We start from the raw sequence: 17,995 nt of genomic DNA, 5'->3' as shown, positions 1-17,995 counted from the left end.
TTCACATTGCAACAAGTTGCAATCGACGCGCACGATATGAAACCATTCCGACAAAAAGGATGATCAAAGATATTTTTGCTGCATACGTGAGATCTATACCTACAACGTCTGGATAATGCTCGAAGGTACCTACTCGGAGTTCATCGATGATGTGCAAAAAAGGATTCCATGTCATCCAATCCAGAATTTGTCTCGGCAATAGCCACAAGGGGATAATTACCCCAGACAAAAAATAGAGAGGTAGAAACATAATCCGAAGGAAGGTTTTCAGTTCAGGAAAAGCGTCGGCCACTACACAGAGAATTAGCGCCAGGCCAAACGACAAGACGCAACCCACTCCGAGCACCAACATCCAATGCAAAGGGCTATGAATCGCCACGTCTAGCCCTGCCCAAAAGCCAAGTCCAAAATTTAATGAAAAATAGACGCATGCCATCAATGAAAACTCAACGATGGCGCGGGCAACGATAGCGTCGAACGGTTTTATTTGTTTATAAGAAAATAACGCACGGTTGGCACTAACCGCTTCCATTCCCTTCAACGCAATATTTTTAAACAGAATATATGGAACAATGCCCGTCACAAGAAACACTGCATAGTCAAAACCCGGTAGCGTTTTTCCGCGAATGACAATAAACACAGTCATAAGCACGAGAACATGAGCGATTGGCTCGAAGACGAACCAAAAGGCGCCAAGCCGGTTAGCCCCGAACCTTCCTCTCATCTCTCTTAATATCAGCGCGAAAATAACGGTACGCGAGATCTTTCCCGGGGATCGCACTAACATATCAAAGCCCGTTAACAGTGCGGCCTAGCACTAGCACCTGGACAATAGGAGATATGATTTTTTGCCATTCGTACACAGCTGCATTAGTAACATAGATGGCATCTTCAGGCTGAACCAGGAATTGTCGCGCGATGAACATTGCAGCGGGCGTTTTCAAGTTCAACCTAAACACCTGCGCTCTGCTCACGACTTCGCCAGTGGTTTCATCTTTCTCATCGTTCAACCGAAATACGAACACCCCTGCTGCATCCGCTTTGGCCTCGTTTAACCCCTTTACCGTTCCGAGCACTTCCAGCAAACTGGGATTGTTGGACGGCAGATCGTGCAGACCTGGATCACCGACAGCCCCCATTGCAACAAAACGCTTTCGCGCGCGTTCAAGCACGATTTCCGCGCCAGGCGGGACTACCTGGTTTTTGCCGGACAACAGATCCTGGTAGTTGAATTGATAGGATCTCTCTCCTGTGCGAACGACGACTTTAATAAGATGGGGTTCAAGAAGAGGTCCTCCGGCTTGGTTGATTGCGTCAAGAAGGGTTAGTGGACCTTGCAAAGCAGAAAATCGACCAGGGGTCTTTACCGCGCCGGCGACCAACACTGATCCCGACAGGTCTCCCGTAAGCGCAACCTGAACTTGGGCATCGCTAGTGATACCTTTCAGCTTCTGCCGCACAAGGTTCTCGACCTCCACCACGCTCATCCCCGCAATTTTCGCGCGGCCTACATATGGCAGTGAGATGGTCCCCTTGCTGTCGAGGCGTACGTTTTCAAACACAGTGCCGCCAGAAGCTAGCGGTGCAAACACTGCGCCCTCCACGGCACTATCAGAGATCATTATTCGCAGGACGTCACCTGCCACTAAGCGGACATCCGGCACCGACGGCAAAGCTACTGCGGAGTCCATCTCCGAGACTGGCAGCCGCATATATGGAGTGATAGTTTGTGCACTAAGATCCACGAGCGAGTAGTCTTGGGACTCTTCATTCGTCATTACCGCGTGACGCGAGGGCCCCGCAGCAGACAATAAACTTCCGCACCCCGCAAGCAATAAGGGCAAGCAAAGTCCAGCTGCAACAACAACAGTGCGAGACAAATAGGCTTTCATTTTTCAGTTGCGCGCGATTAGTCGCGGTGGTCTTCGATTGTGGCGATTACGAACCTTGCAATACCAAACAACAGTAGTAGTGCAATAAAAATTGTGACAAGGTTATAGGCGCGTTCTGGATATATCGCCCTGTCCGGTGCATTAGGGGATACAACGGTAACGAGGCTACGTAATTTCTTGCTCGCTTCGATGCGTGCCGACTCGACCGAGCTCACCGCAAACTTGTACGCCTCTTCCGCGATTGCGGCATCAATCGTCAGATTTCTATAGCGGGATGCAACTACATTAAGTTTATCTCCGCCCTTTTCCGACACTAATCGCTGAGTTTCTGCAGTTAGCTGTTGCTCAAGCGCCTGAATCCGGTTTCGTTGCTGGCGAACCTGGGGCGTGTTTGCGCTGAGCGTCGCAAGCAAGCCCTTTAAAGCAGTTCGCTCTTTCGTTAGATTGCCTTCAAGCTCCGCAATAATTTCTGCACGCGCCTTGGCCGTTGCCTCTGCATCCAGCAGGCTATTTGTGCTTTGAAAGGCCAGCATATCGTCTCGCCGGTCCTCGTAAGTGGCTCGTGCCTTAGCCAACTCATTTTGAGCGAAGGCCATTTGTTCACGCGCCATGCGGTGCGACAACTCATTAACGAAGCGCTCGCTCTCGCTTAGCATGATTTGAAGAACTTTTTCTGCAAAGTCAGGCTCGAAGGCTTCAACACTCACATTAAGAAGACCGGTCTGCTCGTCGAAGTGTGCAGTTACCAAACGGCGATAGTATTTAAGCAGGTCTTCACGTTGCGCACCATTTGAAATCCAGTACATCGGATCACGCCAACGATCTGAGTAATGTGCTGCCCAATCAGCTTTCTGTTGCAGCACGTTAAGCATATCTTGCGAGGTCAGGAACTCGCGGAGATATAGAGTCTCTTCTCTCGAAGTTGGATTTAGCCCGCTCAACATAACGGCCAAACCTGGAATCTGAGGTGCCTCGTTATTTCCCACCTGCCGGACAGCGACTTGAGCTGTGCTTACATAGCGGTCCAAAGCGAAAAACGAGTAATACAAAATCGCTAACAGCATCGGTACGCCTACCAGCCACACAACAAGGCGACTTGATTTCAGTTTGTCAAAATATGTCATCTAAAGTTTTGCACCGCTGATTAGCAACCCTTCATGAATAGTTGCATTTTTTAACTTTCTACCCGAGCTCTGCTTACCGGCGCAGGCATTGTACCGGATTTGCGAGCATATCGTTACATTCACACCGTGCGTTCATGACAACTTATTTCACACTTGTTTGAATTTATTCACAACTTGCTATATCCCTTAGTTACGTTTAACGACTTGGGGTACCCCTTTCTGGGCAAATTGCCAAGGACATCAGACACTTAGTTCCAAGCTGCTGCACTTCGGTTTGCACTTCGAGGGAACGGCCACGCCTAACCGAGTTCCAGAGAAGATAATCCGTCCCTCCTTCCCAGTCGCCCAAGGTCGAGTAGACCGTCGGCATGATCGGCAAATGGTCTCCGTAGATACACAACGACGAAGGTCTGCTCCGACCAGTCAATTCAGCCTTAATTGTTGCAAACATGAAGTCCGCGCTCTTCAGGTGTCTGGCGTAAGCCACGAGATCTTCACACCCTTGCGGCATCGGTCCATTTAGGACTCCCGCCGCATCGAACTTATCGACACTTTCCAGATGCAAAGGGCCATGATTTTCCATAGTGATGACATGGATATAGATCGGACCGCCCGCGTGCTGTTGCAAAGTATCAACGACATATTTCGCTAGCGCCTGGTCGCTCACATACGGACCATATCGTTGCGCGTGCCGAAATTCCTCTATTCCGATAAATTCATCAAACCCTAAAGCGGGAAGCACCCTATCCCGTCCGTAAAACCCGCGATGAAAAGGATGTATACAGACCGTGCGGTAGCCGAGCTTTTGTAGGCAGGACGCGATAGTTGGAAACCCCTGCGCTGCCAGCTTGCGGTAGGGGTTGAATTTGTGAATACCGAGTTCCTTTGCCGGCATCCCGCTCAGGAATGCAAATTCGGTGCGAACAGTATTCGCGCCGCGCGCAGGAACTATCAGTTGTCCGTGTGCAACAGCCTCGGTCTTTAGCTGGTCAAAATTTTCTAAAATGTCATTTCGTAGCACTTCCCGATACGCACGCCGAGCATCAAAAAAAGATTCACTTTGGATGACTACGAGGTCGCAAAACGGCTTTGATTCGGAAAGCAACGATGAGGCGGTGGCAAAAGGCGCGTTGCGGCGCATGTCAGTGAGGGGTTTGTGTTCAGCACAACCGTAGGCCCACAGCGCGGCGGCTAAACCTATGCGGCGCAGATCGTCAACGGCCTCGAAGTGGACGGAATTGCGCGCACCCGCGATCACTGTAAGAACGAACCCTGCGGCCGCCAGACCGAACGTATGCCCAAAAAACGGCACAACCGGCGCCGTGGCATCGAACATATGCTCCTGCGGCAATTCAGCAAACGACACCAGCCATATTCCAGCGCCCGCCGTGACTGAATCTTCCAACGCCAGCCCAGCCCACAACGCCGCACCGTACCCTCCCCCCGCAGCCAACGCACGTGCCAGACCGAAAAACGGCAGATACAGGCGAGGATGCTTGATCGCATCCATGAAGTATTCAAAGTCCGGATAAACGAACGGTTCACGCAATGCGCGGTACTTGGAATTGTTGACCAGCACGATCAGCAGCTGGATAGCAAGCACGTTGGCCACGCCGAAGTACGGCCGCCGGAACAAGGCAAGTTCCAGCGCAAAAGCCAGCGTCCAGACCCCCACGTGCACGGCGTTGGCCGCAGCGGGCCGGCGCCACGGGGCAACGGGGCGCGGCGTCAGCATGGCTTCAATCGCCCACGACAAGGCCAACCCAATCAAATACGGCGGCAGCAGCGGTATCCAGAACGCCTCAATCACCGTAACCCACTCTCTTCAATATCCATCCGGACACCGCGGGGTGAATCACCGACAGCAGAAAGCACCCCAGATTCAAGGGAAACGGAAAGCTGATACGCGCTCGATTGGCTTGCAGTCCACGGCGGATCACCCGGGCTGCCTTGTCCGCCTTCCACAAGAACGGCTTGGGGCCGGGCATGTCGAAGCACATCTGTGATTCGACGTAGCCGGGCATGATGACGTTGAAGCGGATGCCTGCTTCCGCAAGCGCATCGCGCATGGCTTCGCCATACACCTTGACGGCGGCTTTGCTTGCGCTATAGCTGGGGGTTTCGGGCAGGCCGCGCCAGGCGGCCAGGGAGCTGACAAGGGCGATCTGGCCGTAGCCTCGCTTGCGCATGGCCGGCAGCACGCCGTGCACCGTGGCAAACACCGCCTTGACGTTGACATCGAGCAGCCGGTGCACATCCTGCCAATCCTCGCCTTGGCGCTCGGGTCCGGTGTTGATGTTGACGCCCGCATTGGCGATGACGAGTTCCGGCATCTCGGCCTCGGAGATGGCGGCCAGCCAGGACATCAAGGCGTCGTGATCGCGGACGTCGCACTCATGCGCGACGACTCGCGCGCCGTGGCGCTCGCAGGCTTCTCGCAGCTCGGCAAGGCGTGCACTGTTGCGCCCCTGCAGAATGAGTGTCTTGGCGCCAGACGCCGCATACTCCAGCGCAAGCGCACCGCCGATGCCGCCGGTGGCTCCGGTGATCAGCACGCACCTTGGAAACCCGGGTTCACGAACTACGGTGTTACTCATGACCTGCCTGTCCAGACTGGTCCCGAGCGTAGGTAGTGGGATGCTCGCTGATCGCAAACCGGCGCGCGAAGCCGACGCGGCGTAACCGCGGCAAAAGCGAGGATGACAGAAGGTAGCGTCTGGGGCGTTATCTGTGGCACGTCGTATAGACATGGCCGCCTTGCGGCGGCCATTGTCGGTGTTCACAAAGATCCGGCCGTCCCCCCTTGCGGGTGAGACGGCCGGCCATTGTATGCGAAGTTAAGAAAATTATTACTGCAGCAGGCTGCGCAGCATCCACGCATTCTTCTCATGCACGTCCAGACGCTGCGTCAGCAGGTCGGCCGTGGGCTGGTCGTTGGCGGCGTCGGCCTTTTCGAAGGCTGCGCGCGCGGTCTTGGCGACCGATTCGTTGCCGTCGACCAAGAGGCGCACCATTTCCAGCGCGTCCGGCACCGTTTCCGGTTCGGCAATCGACGACAGCTTGGCGTATTCGCGATACGTGCCCGGCGCGTAGTGGCCCAGCGCGCGGATGCGCTCGGCGATGCTGTCCAGCGCGTTCCATTCTTCGGTGTACTGCGTCATGAACATCTGATGCAGCGTGTTGAACATGGGCCCCGTGACGTTCCAGTGGAAGTTGTGCGTCATCAGGTACAGCGTGTACGAATCGGCCAGCAACTTGGACAGTTCGCCGGCAACCGCGGCGCGGTCCTTGTCCGAAATACCGATGTTGATGCGCGGAACGCTCGAGGTCTTCTTGGTGGACTTGGCCATTGCTAGCTCCTATGGAAAAAGGCGGAAATAAGAATACCACTGCAAACACGACAGAACGGCCGTTATGGCGGGGCTGTTCTCACTATGGGCTGCGACCGATTGACGCGGCGTGGGGACGCCCCGCGCATGGGCGGTCGCCTGAACTTCAATCCTGCACGGCCGCCGCTTCGCCGGCCAGCATCTTCACGCCCGGCAGTTCGCATTCATAGACGGCCTGCGCCAGCGCCTCGATGGCGGCCAGGCGGGGGAAGCTGCGCCGCCATGCGAGCACCACGCGGCGCTCGGGTACGTGGCCTTCGAACGGCACGTAGCGCAACAGGCTGTTGGCGGGCGGGTTTTCGGGCACGGCAGTGACCGGAAGCACCGTGACGCCGATGCCGGCCGCGACCATGTGGCGGATGGTTTCGAGCGAGGAGCCTTCGAAGGTGCGCTGGATGCCATCGCTGGCGGCCGAGAAGCGCGACAGCTCGGGACAGACTTCAAGGACCTGATCGCGGAAACAATGGCCGCTGCCCAGCAGCAGCATGGTCTGCTGTTTCAGGTCCTGCGCGTCGATGGACTTGCGCTGCGCGAGTTCATGGTCGTTGGGCACAGCCACCACGAAGGGCTCGTCATAGAGCGGCTGCATGACCAGGCCGGCTTCGGGCAGCGGCAAGGCCATGATGGCGCAATCGATCTCGCCCTGGCGCAACAACTCCACGAGACGCACGGTGAAGTTTTCCTGCAGCAACAGCGGCATCTGCGGCGTGCGGCCGATCTGCACGGGCACCAGCTTGGGCAGCAGGTACGGCCCGATCGTGTGGATGACGCCAACGCGCAGCGGGCCGGCCAGCGGATCGTGGCCTTGCCTGGCGATCTCCTTGATGCTGGCGCTTTCCTCGAGCACCTTCTGCGCCTGCGCGACGATGCGCTGGCCGATGGGCGTGACGCCGACTTCGGAGCCGCCGCGTTCGAACAGGGTCACGCCCAGTTCGTCCTCCAGCTTGCGGATGGCCACGGACAGCGTCGGCTGGCTGACGAAACAGGCCTCGGCCGCGCGGCCAAAGTGCCGCTCGCGGGCAACGGCGACGATGTACTTGAGTTCGGTGAGAGTCATGGTGGACTACGCCCCCGGGGTTATGGCGCCGGCCCCGTGGCCGGCGCTTGAGGATTCAAGAGTGTTGACGGGCCGCATGTCAGGTCCGCAGGAAGTCTTCGCGGCCGCGCATCCAGCGCGCCAGATGCGCCTCGACGACGGCGGGATGTTCGGCGCGCAGCCACGCGGCGGCGTCGCGTGCGTCTTCGGCAATCGCGGCATCGGTTTCCAGGTCGGCAAAGCGCAAGAGCGCCATGCCCGACTGGCGCGTACCCAGGAATTCACCGGGGCCGCGTTGTTCCAGGTCGCGCCGGGCGATCTCGAACCCATCGGACGTTTCAAACATGGCGCGCAGGCGCTCACGCGCGACCTGGGACAACGGCGTCTGATACAGCAGCACGCACACCGACTCGGCCGTGCCCCGCCCCACGCGTCCGCGCAACTGATGCAGCTGCGCAAGGCCGAAGCGCTCGGCATGTTCGATCACCATCAGCGACGCGTTGGGGACGTCCACGCCGACTTCGATGACGGTCGTGGCGACGAGCAGGTCGATCTCGCCGTCGCGGAAGGCCTGCATCACGGCGGCCTTCTCGGCCTGCGGCAGGCGGCCATGCACCAGGCCGATCCGCAGATCCGGCAGGTCGGTCCGCATGCCTTCGTAGGTGTCGACGGCGGTTTGCAATTCGAGGGCCTCGCTTTCCTCGACCAGCGGACAGACCCAATAGGCCTGCTGGCCGCCCCGCGCGGCCTGCGCGATATGGGCGATGACCTCTTCGCGCCGCGCGTCCGAGACCAGCTTGGTCACCACGGGGCTGCGGCCGGGCGGCAGTTCGTCGATCACGGACACGTCCAGGTCCGCGAAGAAGGTCATGGCGAGCGTGCGCGGGATGGGTGTGGCGCTCATGTTGAGCTGGTGCGGCACGATGCGGCCGCGCACGGTTTCGCCCTTGCGCGTCAGCGCAAGGCGTTGGCCGACGCCAAAGCGATGCTGTTCGTCCACGATGGACAGGCCCAGCCGGTGGAATTCAACATGGTCCTGGATCAGCGCCTGCGTGCCGACGACAAGCTGCACGCTGCCATCGGCGGCGGCAGCCACGGCTTCGCGCCGGGCCTTGGCGGTCAGGCTGCCGCTCAACCACGTGACGTTCACGCCCAGCGGCTGCAGCCAGGACAACAGTTTGCGAAAGTGCTGCTCGGCCAGGATTTCGGTGGGCGCCATCAGCGCAACCTGCGCCCCGCCCGCAATGGCCTGCGCCGCCGCGAGGGCCGCCACGACGGTCTTGCCGCTGCCCACATCGCCCTGCAACAGGCGGTGCATGGGATAAGGCTTGGCAAGGTCCGCCGAAATTTCCTGCACGACGCGCTGCTGCGCGCCCGTCAGCTTGAACGGCAGCGTGTCATACAACCGTGCAACCAGCCCGCCTGCCCCGTTTTGCACGGGCAGCGATTCGGCTTCCTTGATGCGGCGCGCCGCGCGCGCGGCGGCGAGCGAAAGCTGCTGCGCCAGCAACTCGTCGAACTTGATGCGCCGCCAAGCCGGATGCACACGGTCCAGCAGGGCCTGTTCGGATTCGCCCTGCGCGGGCGTGTGCAGCGCGCGGATCGCGGGCTCGAACGGGGGCAGGTCGTAGCGGGCACGCGCCGCATCAGGCAGCGTGTCCGACAAGTCGGCGGTGTTCAGCGCCTGCGCAATGGCCCGCCGCAACGCCGGCTGCGGCAGCCCTTCGGTGGTGGGATAGACGGGCGTGAGCGCGGTGGGCAGCGGCGAATCCGCATTGGTCAGCCGCGGATGCACCATCTCGCGGCCGAACAGGCCCCCGCGCACTTCGCCGCGGGCGCGCAACCGCTTGCCCACGGTCACTTGTTTCTGCTGGCTGGGATAGAAGTTCAGCCAGCGCAATTGGAGTTCGCCGCTCTCGTCCGCCAAGGTGGCGGTGAGCTGGCGCCGGGGCCGGTAGAGGACCTCGGATTTGGTGATCTCGCCTTCGACCTGGCCGGCAAAGCCCGGACGCAAGGCGCTGATCGGTATGACCCGCGTTTCGTCTTCGTAGCGCAGCGGCAGGTGCAGCACGAAGTCCTCGGGCAGCACCAAGCCCAGGTTACGAAGCTTGCGCTCCGTATCCGTCATCGGTTTGCCGGCGCCGTTCTTGTCGGCGCCGGTACGCTTGGAGGCCACGGCTGCGGCCGTCATGTAGGAACGAACCCCTGAAATGAAACGTCCAGGCGCGCCTTACAGGACCATGATGGCTTCGACTTCGAACTGCGCGCCCTTCGGCAGGCTGGCCACGCCGATCGTGGAGCGCGCCGGGAACGGCTGGGGAATGATCTCGGCCATGATGGCGTTGGCCGCCGTGAACTTGCCCAGGTCGGTCAGGAAAAGCGTGAGCTTGACCACGTTTTCCAGCGTGCCGCCCGCAGCATTGATGACTTCCTGCATGTTGGCAAAAGCCTGACGCACTTGCGCGTCGAAGTTTTCAGAAACCAGGTCGCCGGTGCCGGGCTCCAGGCCGATCTGGCCCGAGAGATAGACAGTCTTGGTGCCGCTGACGGCAACCGCTTGCGAGTAAGGGCCGACGGCGGCGGGCGCGGTGTCGGTATGAATGATTTGCTTGCTCATGGGCGGAATCCTTCTGGTGACGGATAGAAGCTACAACTATCGGAGTTTATCCAGCAATAGACTTTTGCGAAAGTAGCGGTTCGCCGTAATGCGGGTTTAGGACTGATCCTGCGCAGCCGGCGGATGCCCGGCGCCGCCGATATCGCCCCGGTGCGCAATCAGCAATTCGGCCAGCGCCTGCGCAGCCACCGACAGACTGCGGCCCTTGCGGCGCACCAGATACAGCGGCCGCGTCAAGGCGCGGCCCGCCAGCGGCACGACGCGCAGGTCGTCGCTGCGGAAATGGAAAAGCGTCATGGCGGGCACCACCGACACGCCTAGCCCTGCCCGCACCAGACCCGTGACGGTCGCCAGGTGCTCGACCTCGAAAACGGGCAACGGGGCCTCGGCGCCCAGCGCTTCATCCAGATGTTTGCGCACACTGCTGCCGCGTGCAAGCTGGATGATCGGGTGCCGCAACACGTCGCGCAGCCGCACGCGCGGCTGGTCCGCCAAGGGATGGTCCACGCGGCACACCAGAAAGTAGCGATCCGCGTGGAGGAATTCGCTATCCAGATCGGTCATGTCGGGCCGCCGCGACGCCACGGCAAAATCGGCCACGCCGCTTTGCACCATGTCCAGGCAGGGATCGAGCAAGGCATCCCGCAGGTCAAGCGCGATGCCCGGATGAACATCCCGGAAGCGGGCCAGCAGATTCGGCAGCCAACCCGCCGCCAGGGACGGCAGCGCGGCTAGCGTCACCCTGCCCCGGCGCCGGTCAGCCAGATCCCGCAGATCGCCCATCGCAAGGTCCATGTCCGCCAGCAGGCGCCGCGCCGTGGCATCCAGCACACGGCCTTCGGCAGTCAGCTCGACATGCCGCGTGCTGCGGTCAAAGAGCCGCACGCCGGCGCTGTCTTCCAGCGAACGGATCAGGGCGCTGAACGCCGGCTGCGTCAGGTGGCTGCGCTGGGCGGCGCGCGTGAAGTGCCTTTCGTCGGCGAGCGCCACGAAGGCACGTAACTGGCGGGACGATAGATTCATGGCTTTCTTGTATTAATCAATCCGATTTTTCTATTTTACGGATGATCGCACCTTGCCTATAGTCGTTCCAACCCCTTGAACGCGCCTGGACTGCTCATGTCTCAATCTCCCTTGCTCATCGGCTGCGCCTCCGGATTTTCCGGCGACCGCAGCGATGGCGCCGCGGCCGTGGTCCGCACACTGGCCGCCCAAGGCGGCGGCACGCTCATCTTCGAGACGCTGGCGGAACGGACGCTGGCACTGGCGCAGCTGGCGCGCAACGACGATCCCCGCCGTGGCTATGAGCCGTTGCTGGACGAACTGGTGGGGCCGATCCTGGCGGACTGCCTGCGCCACGGCATCAACATCGTCAGCAATTTCGGCGCGGCCAACCCGCCCGCCGCCGCGCGTCGCATTGCCGAACTGGCGCGTGAACAGGGCCTGCCCGCCCCGCGCATCGCCGTCGTGCATGGCGACGCGCTGAACGGCGCCGAGCATCGCGACCTGCTGGCGCAGCGCCTGGGCGCCGCCCTGGACGGCCTGGACATCGTGAGCGCCACCGCCTATCTGGGCGCCACCGAAATCGCCGAGGCGCTGGCCGCCGGCGCGCAGATCGTGGTTGCCGGCCGCGTGGCCGACCCCTCGCTGACGCTGGGTCCGGCGCTGGCGCATTTCGGCTGGGATCCCGCCGACTGGCCGCGTCTGGGACGCGCCACCATGGCCGGACACATGCTCGAATGCGGGCTGCAGGTGACCGGCGGCTATTTCTGCGTGCCGGGGCTGAAGGAAGTGCCGGATGTGCATGCGGCCGGCTTTCCCATCGCCGAGATCCAGGCCGACGGGGAATTTGTGATCGGCAAGGCCGACGGCACGGGCGGTGCGGTCGACGCGCGCACCGTGAAGGAACAATTGCTGTATGAAGTGCACGATCCGGCCCGCTACCTGACCCCGGACGTGGTGGCGGATCTGAGCCAGGCGCGCGTCGTCGAGTTGGGCGGCAACCGGGTTGCAGTGCATGGCATCACGGGCCATGCCCGGCCCGCCGAGCTCAAGGTCAATGTCTGCTATCGCGGCGGCTGGCTGGCGGAAGCGGAGATTTCGTATGCGGGCGTGCAGGCCGAGGCGCGTGCCCGGCTGGCCGCCGATATCGTGCAAAAGCGCCTGGGCGCCGATTTCAAACTACGCGCCGACCTGATCGGCGCCATCAGCATCCTGGGCGACGACGCGGGCGAGATGCGCCGCGCGCTGCCCGACAGCCACGCCCGCGACGTGCGGCTGCGGCTGGCCACCGAAAACGCCGATCGCGCGCAGGCCGAACGCGTGCTGCGCGAAGTGACCGCGCTTTATACCTGCGGCCCGGCCGGCGGCGGCGGCGTTCGCACCGCCCTGCGCCCGCGCCTGAACATGATGTCCTGCACCATTCCCCGCGAGGCCGTAAAGAGCGGCTGGAACTTCCTGGAGGAGATCGCGCCATGAACCAGACCCTGCTCGCCGTGCCGTTGTACCGGCTGGCTCACAGCCGCTCCGGGGACAAGGGCGATATCTCGAACCTGAGCCTTATTGCCTGGGACCCCGAATGCTATGACGTGCTGGCCGCGCAAGTGACCGAAGCGCGCGTCGCACAGTGGTTCGCCTACCGCCATCCCAAGCGCGTGACGCGGTTTTCGCTGCCGATGCTCAACGCCATGAACTTCGTGCTGGAGGGCGTGCTGGACGGCGGCGTCAACGACGCGCTGAACCTCGACACGCACGGCAAGAGCCTGTCTTTCAGATTGCTGGACATGACGGTGGAGGTCAGCCCCGAGCTGGCGAGCCGTCTGCCAGACATACCCGGCGACCGCCCAGCGGCCGCCTGATTTCAGTTCCGATAAAAAAACACCACAGGAGACACACATGCGCATCACGACCAAGGGCCGGCTGGCCCTGCTATTGGCCGCCGCCCTGCCCCTATCGGCCATGGCGCAATTCCCGACCAAGCCCATCACCTTCATCGTCCCGTTTGCCGCGGGCAGCGCCACCGACCAGATCGGCCGTGCCATCGGCCAGGGCGTCACCGAACAGACGGGCCAGGCCGTCGTCATCGAGAACAAGCCCGGCGCCAGCGCGATGATCGGCGCGGCAGCCGGCGCGCGCGCGGCGCCCGACGGCTACACGGTCCTGATCACCACCAACACCACGCATGCGGCCAACGAGCACCTGTACAAGTCGCTGACCTACGATCCCGTCAAGGATTTCGCGCCCCTCACGCTGCTGGGCAAGGGCGGACAGATCATGGTCGTCAATCCCAGTTCGCCCGCCAAGACGGTGGGCGAATTCCTGGCTCAGGCCAAGCAGTCGCCGGGCAAGCTGAGCTTTGGCAGCGGCAGCTCCAGCAGCCGCATCGCCGGTGAGTTGCTGCAGCAGATGGCCAACGTGCAGCTGCTGCATGTGCCCTACAAGAGCAACCCGCTCGCCGTCACCGACCTGCTGGGCGGCCAGATCGACATGATGATCACCGACACCGCCACGGGCCTGCCGCAAGTCAAGTCCGGCAAGCTGCGCGCGCTGGGCGTCACGGGCCAGGCACGCTCGCCGCTGGCGCCCGACGTGCCGACCATTTCGGAGGCCGGCGTCCCCGGCTACGAAATGGGCTACTGGTTCGCCGCCTACGCCCCGGCCGGCACGCCGCCCGAAGTGGTCAAGCGCCTGAACGAATTGCTGGTCAACGCCACCAAGGCCAAGCCGGCCCAACAGTTCTACGCGCAGACCGGCACCGACGCCGCCTCTTCCACGCCCGACGAGCTGACCAAGTTCCAGCAAGCGGAATCAAAGAAGTGGGGCGACATCATCAAGAAGGCGGGCATACAGCCGGAGTAAGCCGAGCGCCCCTGCGGCACTGGCTGCCAAAGCAAAAAACCCATCGCACATGCGATGGGTTTTTTGTTGAAACCACGAAGCCGAAACCGCTTGGCTTATTTGTCCACGAAGGCGCGTTCGACGACGTAGTCACCCGGCTGGCCCACGCCCGGCGACACGGCGAAGCCGCGGCTGTCGAGCATGGCGCTGATGTCGGCCAGCATATGTGGGCTGCCGCAGATCATGGCGCGATCGGTTTCGGGATTGATTTGCGGAATGCCGATGTCGGCGCAGAGCTTGCCGTTTTCGAGCAGTTCGGTGATGCGGCCTTGATTGCGGAAAGGCTCGCGCGTCACGGTGGGGTAATAGACCAGCTTGTCGCGCACGATATCGCCGAAGAATTCGTTGTTCGGCAGTTCGTTTTCGATGTAGTTGGCGTAGGCCAGCTCGCTGACCCACCGCACGCCGTGCACCAGGATGACCTTGTCGAAGCGTTCGTAGATGTCCGGGTCCTTGATGATGCTCATGAAGGGCGCGAGACCGGTGCCGGTACCGAACAGGAACAGGTGCTTGCCGGGCTTGAGATCGTCGACGACGAGGGTGCCGACGGGCTTGCGGCTGACGAGGATGGTGTCACCCTCTTTCAGGTGCTGCAGGCGCGACGTGAGCGGGCCGTTCTGCACCTTGATGCTGAGGAATTCGAGGTTTTCTTCGTAGTTGGCGCTGGCGATGCTGTAGGCCCGCAGCAGCGGCTTGCCTTCAACTTCGAGGCCGATCATCACGAAGTGGCCGTTGTGGAACCGCAAGGCCGAATCACGCGTCGTGGTGAAGGAAAACAGGGTGTCGTTCCAGTGGTGCACGCTAAGTACGCGCTCAGTGTTGAAAGCAGCCATGTCGTATTCAGTAAGGGCGGGCGGTGGCCGGGCGAAGCCCGGCTATGCCGCAGGGTCATTCCGAGCCGCAAAAAAAGGCCGCGGTCGGCATTAGGGTTGTCCCTATTCTACAGGGTCTTGATGATAATTGCTCTCATTATTCCGTAATACCCTTATTCCAACTTGACGGGGATCAACGTCTTGAACCCTATGCTTACTGATAGTTGAACGGCCCAATGCTTCCTGTTATCGTCGCCTTCTCACTTGATAATCATTTTCGTTACCAGACCGCTTTTCGCGGCGGTGCGTCGCCATATAAGGCGGCGCACGCGGCAACCTTCGTTTCGGCCCTAGCTGGAGTTCCTTCATGATCAAGCGTCCCCAATTGAATTCGCTGCTGCGCGCGCTGGCGCTCGCCGGCGCCGCTGCCTTCACCGTGTCGGCCAACGCCGCCGAGGAAGTCAGCCTGTACACCACCCGGGAACCCAAGCTGATCCAGCCGCTGCTGGACGCCTTCACCAAGGAAAGCGGCATCAAGGTCAACACCGTCTTCGTCAAGGACGGCCTGCTGGAACGCGTCAAGGCCGAAGGCGCCAAGTCGCCCGCCGACGTGCTGATGACGGTGGACATCGGTAACCTGCTGGATCTGGTGGACGGCGGCGTGACGCAGTCCGTCAAGTCCGACACGCTCAATTCGGTCATTCCGGCCAACCTGCGCGGCGCCGATGGCAAATGGTACGCCCTGTCGCTGCGCGACCGCGTGCTGTATGTCGAAAAGGACCTGAAGCTCGAATCCTTCCGCTACGAAGACCTGGCCGATCCCAAGTGGAAGGGCAAGGTCTGCATCCGGTCTGGCCAACACCCCTACAACACCGCGCTGGTCGCCTCCATGATCGCGCATGACGGCGCCGAAGCCACCGAAAAATGGCTGCGCGGCGTGAAGGCCAACCTGGCCCGCAAGGCGGCCGGCGGCGACCGCGACGTGGCGCGCGATATCCTGGGCGGCATCTGCGACATCGGCCTGGCCAACGCCTACTATGTCGGCCACATGAAGAACGCCGAACCCGGCACCGACGCGCGCAAGTGGGGCGATGCCATCAAGGTCATCCGCCCGACCTTCGCCAATGCCAAGAGCGGCGGCACGCACGTGAACGTCAGCGGCGCGGCCGTTGCGGCGCACGCCCCCAACAAGGCCAACGCGGTCAAGCTGCTGGACTTCCTGGTGTCGGAACCGGCCCAAGCCCTGTACGCGCAGGCCAATTACGAATACCCCGTCCGCAAGGGCGTGAAGCTGGACCCCGTGATTGCCAGCTTCGGCGAACTGAAGGTCGATCCCCTGCCCTTGACCGAGATCGCCAAGCATCGCAAGCAAGCCAGCGAGCTCGTCGACAAGGTCGGCTTCGACAACTGATAAGCTGCGGACCGCCTTGCCCCCGGGGCATGGCGTGATCCTGCTGTAGTGACACGCGCGCGCCCTCGATTGGGCGCGAAGCGTAGGGCCTGTTCCCGCTTTTTTGGGGGAGCAGGCCTTGCCATTGATGCAACCGACTTTGAAGCATGCATACAGAATCCTTGCCCAGGCCGCTGCGGCTGCGCTGGTCTGAACGCGGAACCGGCTGGCTGGTTGGCGCGGCCCTGATCGCGCTGGCGGTGCTTGCGCCGGTCTTGACGCTGGGCTGGTGGGCGATGGGCGGCAGCCTGGAACACTGGCAGCACCTGGCCAGCTATGTGCTGCCGCAAGCCTTCGCCAATACCGTCATGCTGCTGGCGGGCGTGGGCATAGTCGTGACCCTGCTTGGCACCGGCGCCGCGTGGCTGGTGACGGCGTACGAGTTTCCGACGCGCCGAATCCTGACCTGGGCGTTGCTGCTGCCGCTGGCGGTACCCACCTACATCATCGCCTTCGCCTACCTGGACCTGCTGCATCCCATCGGGCCCGTCCAGACGGCGATTCGCGCCATGCTGGGCTTCGACAGCCCGCGCCAATTCCGCCTGCCCGACCTGCGCTCCATTTATGGCGCGATCTTCGTGCTGGGCTTCGTGCTGTATCCCTATGTTTACCTGAGCACCCGCGTCATGTTCATGACGCAGGCGGCCAGCCTGCTGGAAGCCGCCCGCACGCTGGGCGCGGGCCGCGTGGCGGTGTTCTGCCGCGTCGCCCTGCCCCTGGCCCGTCCGGCGATCGTGGTGGGCGTCAGCCTGGCGCTGCTGGAGACCCTGAACGACATCGGGGCCTCCGAATTTCTCGGCGTGCAGACGCTGACCGTCTCTGTCTACACCACCTGGGTGACCCGTTCGGACCTGGCCGGCGCGGCGCAGATCGCGCTGACGATGCTGGCGATCGTCATTGGTCTGATCCTGCTTGAACGCCATGGCCGCAAGCGGCAGCGCTACGCCAACACGCAGCGCATGCGCCCGATGCAGCCGCGCCGGCTGCATGGCGCGGCGGCCGCCGTGGCCGCCGTACTGGGCTGGATTCCCGTCCTGATCGGATTCGTCGCGCCCGCGTTGTATCTGGTCGTTGAAACCTACAAGCGGCTTCACCTGGTGGGCGGCGTGTCCGACCAGTTGATTGGTGGCCTGAGCAACACGCTGATCGTCGCGTCCAGCGCCACCGTGGTCACCTTGCTGTGCGGGCTGATCGTTGCGTGGGCGGGCCGCACCCTGCGCGAAAGCGCCGGCTTCAACCCGGGCCGCGCCTGCGCGCGCATCGCCAGCCTGGGCTACGCGGTGCCCGGCACGGTGCTGGCCATCGGCCTGCTGACGCCGTTCGTGTGGATCGACACCGCGGTCGCGCGCGTGTTCGGCGGCACGGGCCTGTTCATGATGGGTTCAATGGGCGCGCTGGTGTGCGCCTATGCAATCCGCTTCCTGGCGATTTCGACCGGGGCGCTGGAAGCCGGTCTGGCGCGCATTCCGCCGTCGCTGGAGCAGGCATCGCGCCTGCTGGGCGAGACGTCGGGCGGCACGTTGCGCCGCGTCCACCTGCCGTTGCTGCGTCCCGCGCTGGCCGCGAGCGCGCTGCTGGTGTTCGTGGACGCCATGAAGGAACTGCCCGCCACCCTCCTGCTGCGCCCCATGAATTTCGACACCTTGGCCACGTGGCTCTACGCGGAAGCCGCGCGTGGCACGTACGAAGAAGGCGCCGTGGCCGCGCTGGCCATCGTGCTGGCCGGACTGCTGCCGGTCATCCTGCTGGCGCGCACCAATCTGAAAATGGGACATTGA

16 protein-coding genes are annotated in these 17,995 nt (G+C 61.9%); 5 read left to right on the top strand and 11 right to left on the bottom strand.

What is annotated here, in order from left to right:
* Position 1 precedes the first annotated feature (1 nt).
* The 10 genes from CLM73_RS13205 to CLM73_RS13160 form a co-directional block, all read right to left on the bottom strand.
* On the bottom strand, positions 2 to 724 hold the full coding sequence (locus tag CLM73_RS13205; RefSeq protein ID WP_234015867.1) for an ABC transporter permease: 723 nt from the start codon (positions 722 to 724) through the stop codon (positions 2 to 4).
* A gap of 64 nt (positions 725 to 788) precedes the next feature.
* Entirely contained in the window at positions 789 to 1,892 is a 1,104-nt protein-coding gene (locus CLM73_RS13200) for a polysaccharide biosynthesis/export family protein (protein WP_105238815.1), read from the bottom strand.
* 17 nt (positions 1,893 to 1,909) lie between these two features.
* Entirely contained in the window at positions 1,910 to 3,016 is a 1,107-nt protein-coding gene (locus tag CLM73_RS13195; RefSeq protein ID WP_105238814.1) for an ABC transporter permease, read from the bottom strand.
* 196 nt (positions 3,017 to 3,212) lie between these two features.
* On the bottom strand, positions 3,213 to 4,826 hold the full coding sequence (locus CLM73_RS13190) for an LTA synthase family protein (protein WP_199778293.1): 1,614 nt from the start codon (positions 4,824 to 4,826) through the stop codon (positions 3,213 to 3,215).
* Positions 4,819 to 5,613 (bottom strand): SDR family NAD(P)-dependent oxidoreductase, encoded by a 795-nt coding sequence (locus CLM73_RS13185; protein ID WP_105238813.1) that lies wholly within the window; start codon positions 5,611 to 5,613, stop codon positions 4,819 to 4,821. The genes CLM73_RS13190 and CLM73_RS13185 overlap by 8 nt, the downstream gene beginning before the upstream one ends.
* Positions 5,614 to 5,865: 252 nt before the next feature.
* Positions 5,866 to 6,366: a Dps family protein gene (locus CLM73_RS13180; protein WP_105238812.1), complete on the bottom strand. Its 501-nt coding sequence runs from the start codon at positions 6,364 to 6,366 to the stop codon at positions 5,866 to 5,868.
* Between the two features lie 145 nt (positions 6,367 to 6,511).
* Positions 6,512 to 7,462 carry a LysR substrate-binding domain-containing protein gene (locus CLM73_RS13175; RefSeq protein ID WP_105238811.1) on the bottom strand — a complete coding sequence of 317 codons (951 nt, stop codon included), beginning with the start codon at positions 7,460 to 7,462 and terminating at the stop codon, positions 6,512 to 6,514.
* A 79-nt stretch (positions 7,463 to 7,541) separates the two neighbouring features.
* Positions 7,542 to 9,632 carry an ATP-dependent DNA helicase RecG gene (gene recG, locus CLM73_RS13170; RefSeq protein ID WP_105238810.1) on the bottom strand — a complete coding sequence of 697 codons (2,091 nt, stop codon included), beginning with the start codon at positions 9,630 to 9,632 and terminating at the stop codon, positions 7,542 to 7,544.
* 39 nt (positions 9,633 to 9,671) lie between these two features.
* A complete protein-coding gene (locus tag CLM73_RS13165) occupies positions 9,672 to 10,058 on the bottom strand; it encodes a Rid family detoxifying hydrolase (RefSeq protein ID WP_105238809.1) in 387 nt (128 codons plus the stop codon).
* A gap of 96 nt (positions 10,059 to 10,154) precedes the next feature.
* On the bottom strand, positions 10,155 to 11,081 hold the full coding sequence (locus CLM73_RS13160; RefSeq protein ID WP_105238808.1) for a LysR family transcriptional regulator: 927 nt from the start codon (positions 11,079 to 11,081) through the stop codon (positions 10,155 to 10,157).
* Positions 11,082 to 11,177: 96 nt separating this feature from the next.
* Between CLM73_RS13160 and CLM73_RS13155 the strand changes: the two genes are divergently transcribed.
* Genes CLM73_RS13155 through CLM73_RS13145 form a run of 3 tightly spaced genes read left to right on the top strand, consistent with a single transcriptional unit; the run spans position 11,178 to position 13,916 of the window.
* Positions 11,178 to 12,536: an acyclic terpene utilization AtuA family protein gene (locus CLM73_RS13155; protein WP_105238807.1), complete on the top strand. Its 1,359-nt coding sequence runs from the start codon at positions 11,178 to 11,180 to the stop codon at positions 12,534 to 12,536.
* Entirely contained in the window at positions 12,533 to 12,916 is a 384-nt protein-coding gene (locus CLM73_RS13150; RefSeq protein ID WP_105238806.1) for a hypothetical protein, read from the top strand. The genes CLM73_RS13155 and CLM73_RS13150 overlap by 4 nt, the downstream gene beginning before the upstream one ends.
* 37 nt (positions 12,917 to 12,953) lie before the next feature.
* The gene (locus CLM73_RS13145) at positions 12,954 to 13,916 is read left to right on the top strand and encodes a Bug family tripartite tricarboxylate transporter substrate binding protein (RefSeq protein ID WP_105238805.1); all 963 of its coding nucleotides are present in this window, start codon (positions 12,954 to 12,956) and stop codon (positions 13,914 to 13,916) included.
* 95 nt (positions 13,917 to 14,011) lie between these two features.
* On the opposite strand, the gene CLM73_RS13140 is transcribed toward CLM73_RS13145, so the two are convergent.
* A complete protein-coding gene (locus CLM73_RS13140) occupies positions 14,012 to 14,788 on the bottom strand; it encodes a ferredoxin--NADP reductase (RefSeq protein ID WP_056561013.1) in 777 nt (258 codons plus the stop codon).
* Between the two features lie 346 nt (positions 14,789 to 15,134).
* On the opposite strand from CLM73_RS13140, the gene CLM73_RS13135 reads away from it, so the two are divergent.
* Together CLM73_RS13135 and CLM73_RS13130 are read left to right on the top strand one after the other, a co-directional pair.
* Positions 15,135 to 16,178 (top strand): Fe(3+) ABC transporter substrate-binding protein, encoded by a 1,044-nt coding sequence (locus CLM73_RS13135; RefSeq protein ID WP_105238804.1) that lies wholly within the window; start codon positions 15,135 to 15,137, stop codon positions 16,176 to 16,178.
* Between the two features lie 146 nt (positions 16,179 to 16,324).
* On the top strand, positions 16,325 to 17,995 hold the full coding sequence (locus CLM73_RS13130; RefSeq protein ID WP_105238803.1) for an ABC transporter permease: 1,671 nt from the start codon (positions 16,325 to 16,327) through the stop codon (positions 17,993 to 17,995).

The organism is Achromobacter spanius (genome assembly GCF_002966795.1).
Classification (GTDB): domain Bacteria; phylum Pseudomonadota; class Gammaproteobacteria; order Burkholderiales; family Burkholderiaceae_B; genus Achromobacter; species Achromobacter spanius_D.
Note: the sequence above shows the minus strand (reverse complement) of the source record. Positions and strands in the feature narration are given on the sequence as shown.

Bases quoted from the DNA above. Each gene is read 5' to 3' on its own strand.
- CLM73_RS13135 (WP_105238804.1), top strand. From the start codon at position 15,135: ATGATCAAGCGTCCCCAATTGAATTCGCTGCTGCGCGCGCTGGCGCTC.
- CLM73_RS13140 (WP_056561013.1), bottom strand. From the start codon at position 14,788: ATGGCTGCTTTCAACACTGAGCGCGTACTTAGCGTGCACCACTGGAAC.
- CLM73_RS13150 (WP_105238806.1), top strand. From the start codon at position 12,533: ATGAACCAGACCCTGCTCGCCGTGCCGTTGTACCGGCTGGCTCACAGC.
- CLM73_RS13195 (WP_105238814.1), bottom strand. From the start codon at position 3,016: ATGACATATTTTGACAAACTGAAATCAAGTCGCCTTGTTGTGTGGCTG.
- CLM73_RS13165 (WP_105238809.1), bottom strand. From the start codon at position 10,058: ATGAGCAAGCAAATCATTCATACCGACACCGCGCCCGCCGCCGTCGGC.
- CLM73_RS13155 (WP_105238807.1), top strand. From the start codon at position 11,178: ATGTCTCAATCTCCCTTGCTCATCGGCTGCGCCTCCGGATTTTCCGGC.
- CLM73_RS13180 (WP_105238812.1), bottom strand. From the start codon at position 6,366: ATGGCCAAGTCCACCAAGAAGACCTCGAGCGTTCCGCGCATCAACATC.
- CLM73_RS13175 (WP_105238811.1), bottom strand. From the start codon at position 7,462: ATGACTCTCACCGAACTCAAGTACATCGTCGCCGTTGCCCGCGAGCGG.
- recG (WP_105238810.1), bottom strand. From the start codon at position 9,632: ATGACGGCCGCAGCCGTGGCCTCCAAGCGTACCGGCGCCGACAAGAAC.
- CLM73_RS13205 (WP_234015867.1), bottom strand. From the start codon at position 724: ATGAGAGGAAGGTTCGGGGCTAACCGGCTTGGCGCCTTTTGGTTCGTC.
- CLM73_RS13160 (WP_105238808.1), bottom strand. From the start codon at position 11,081: ATGAATCTATCGTCCCGCCAGTTACGTGCCTTCGTGGCGCTCGCCGAC.
- CLM73_RS13185 (WP_105238813.1), bottom strand. From the start codon at position 5,613: ATGAGTAACACCGTAGTTCGTGAACCCGGGTTTCCAAGGTGCGTGCTG.
- CLM73_RS13200 (WP_105238815.1), bottom strand. From the start codon at position 1,892: ATGAAAGCCTATTTGTCTCGCACTGTTGTTGTTGCAGCTGGACTTTGC.
- CLM73_RS13145 (WP_105238805.1), top strand. From the start codon at position 12,954: ATGCGCATCACGACCAAGGGCCGGCTGGCCCTGCTATTGGCCGCCGCC.
- CLM73_RS13130 (WP_105238803.1), top strand. From the start codon at position 16,325: ATGCATACAGAATCCTTGCCCAGGCCGCTGCGGCTGCGCTGGTCTGAA.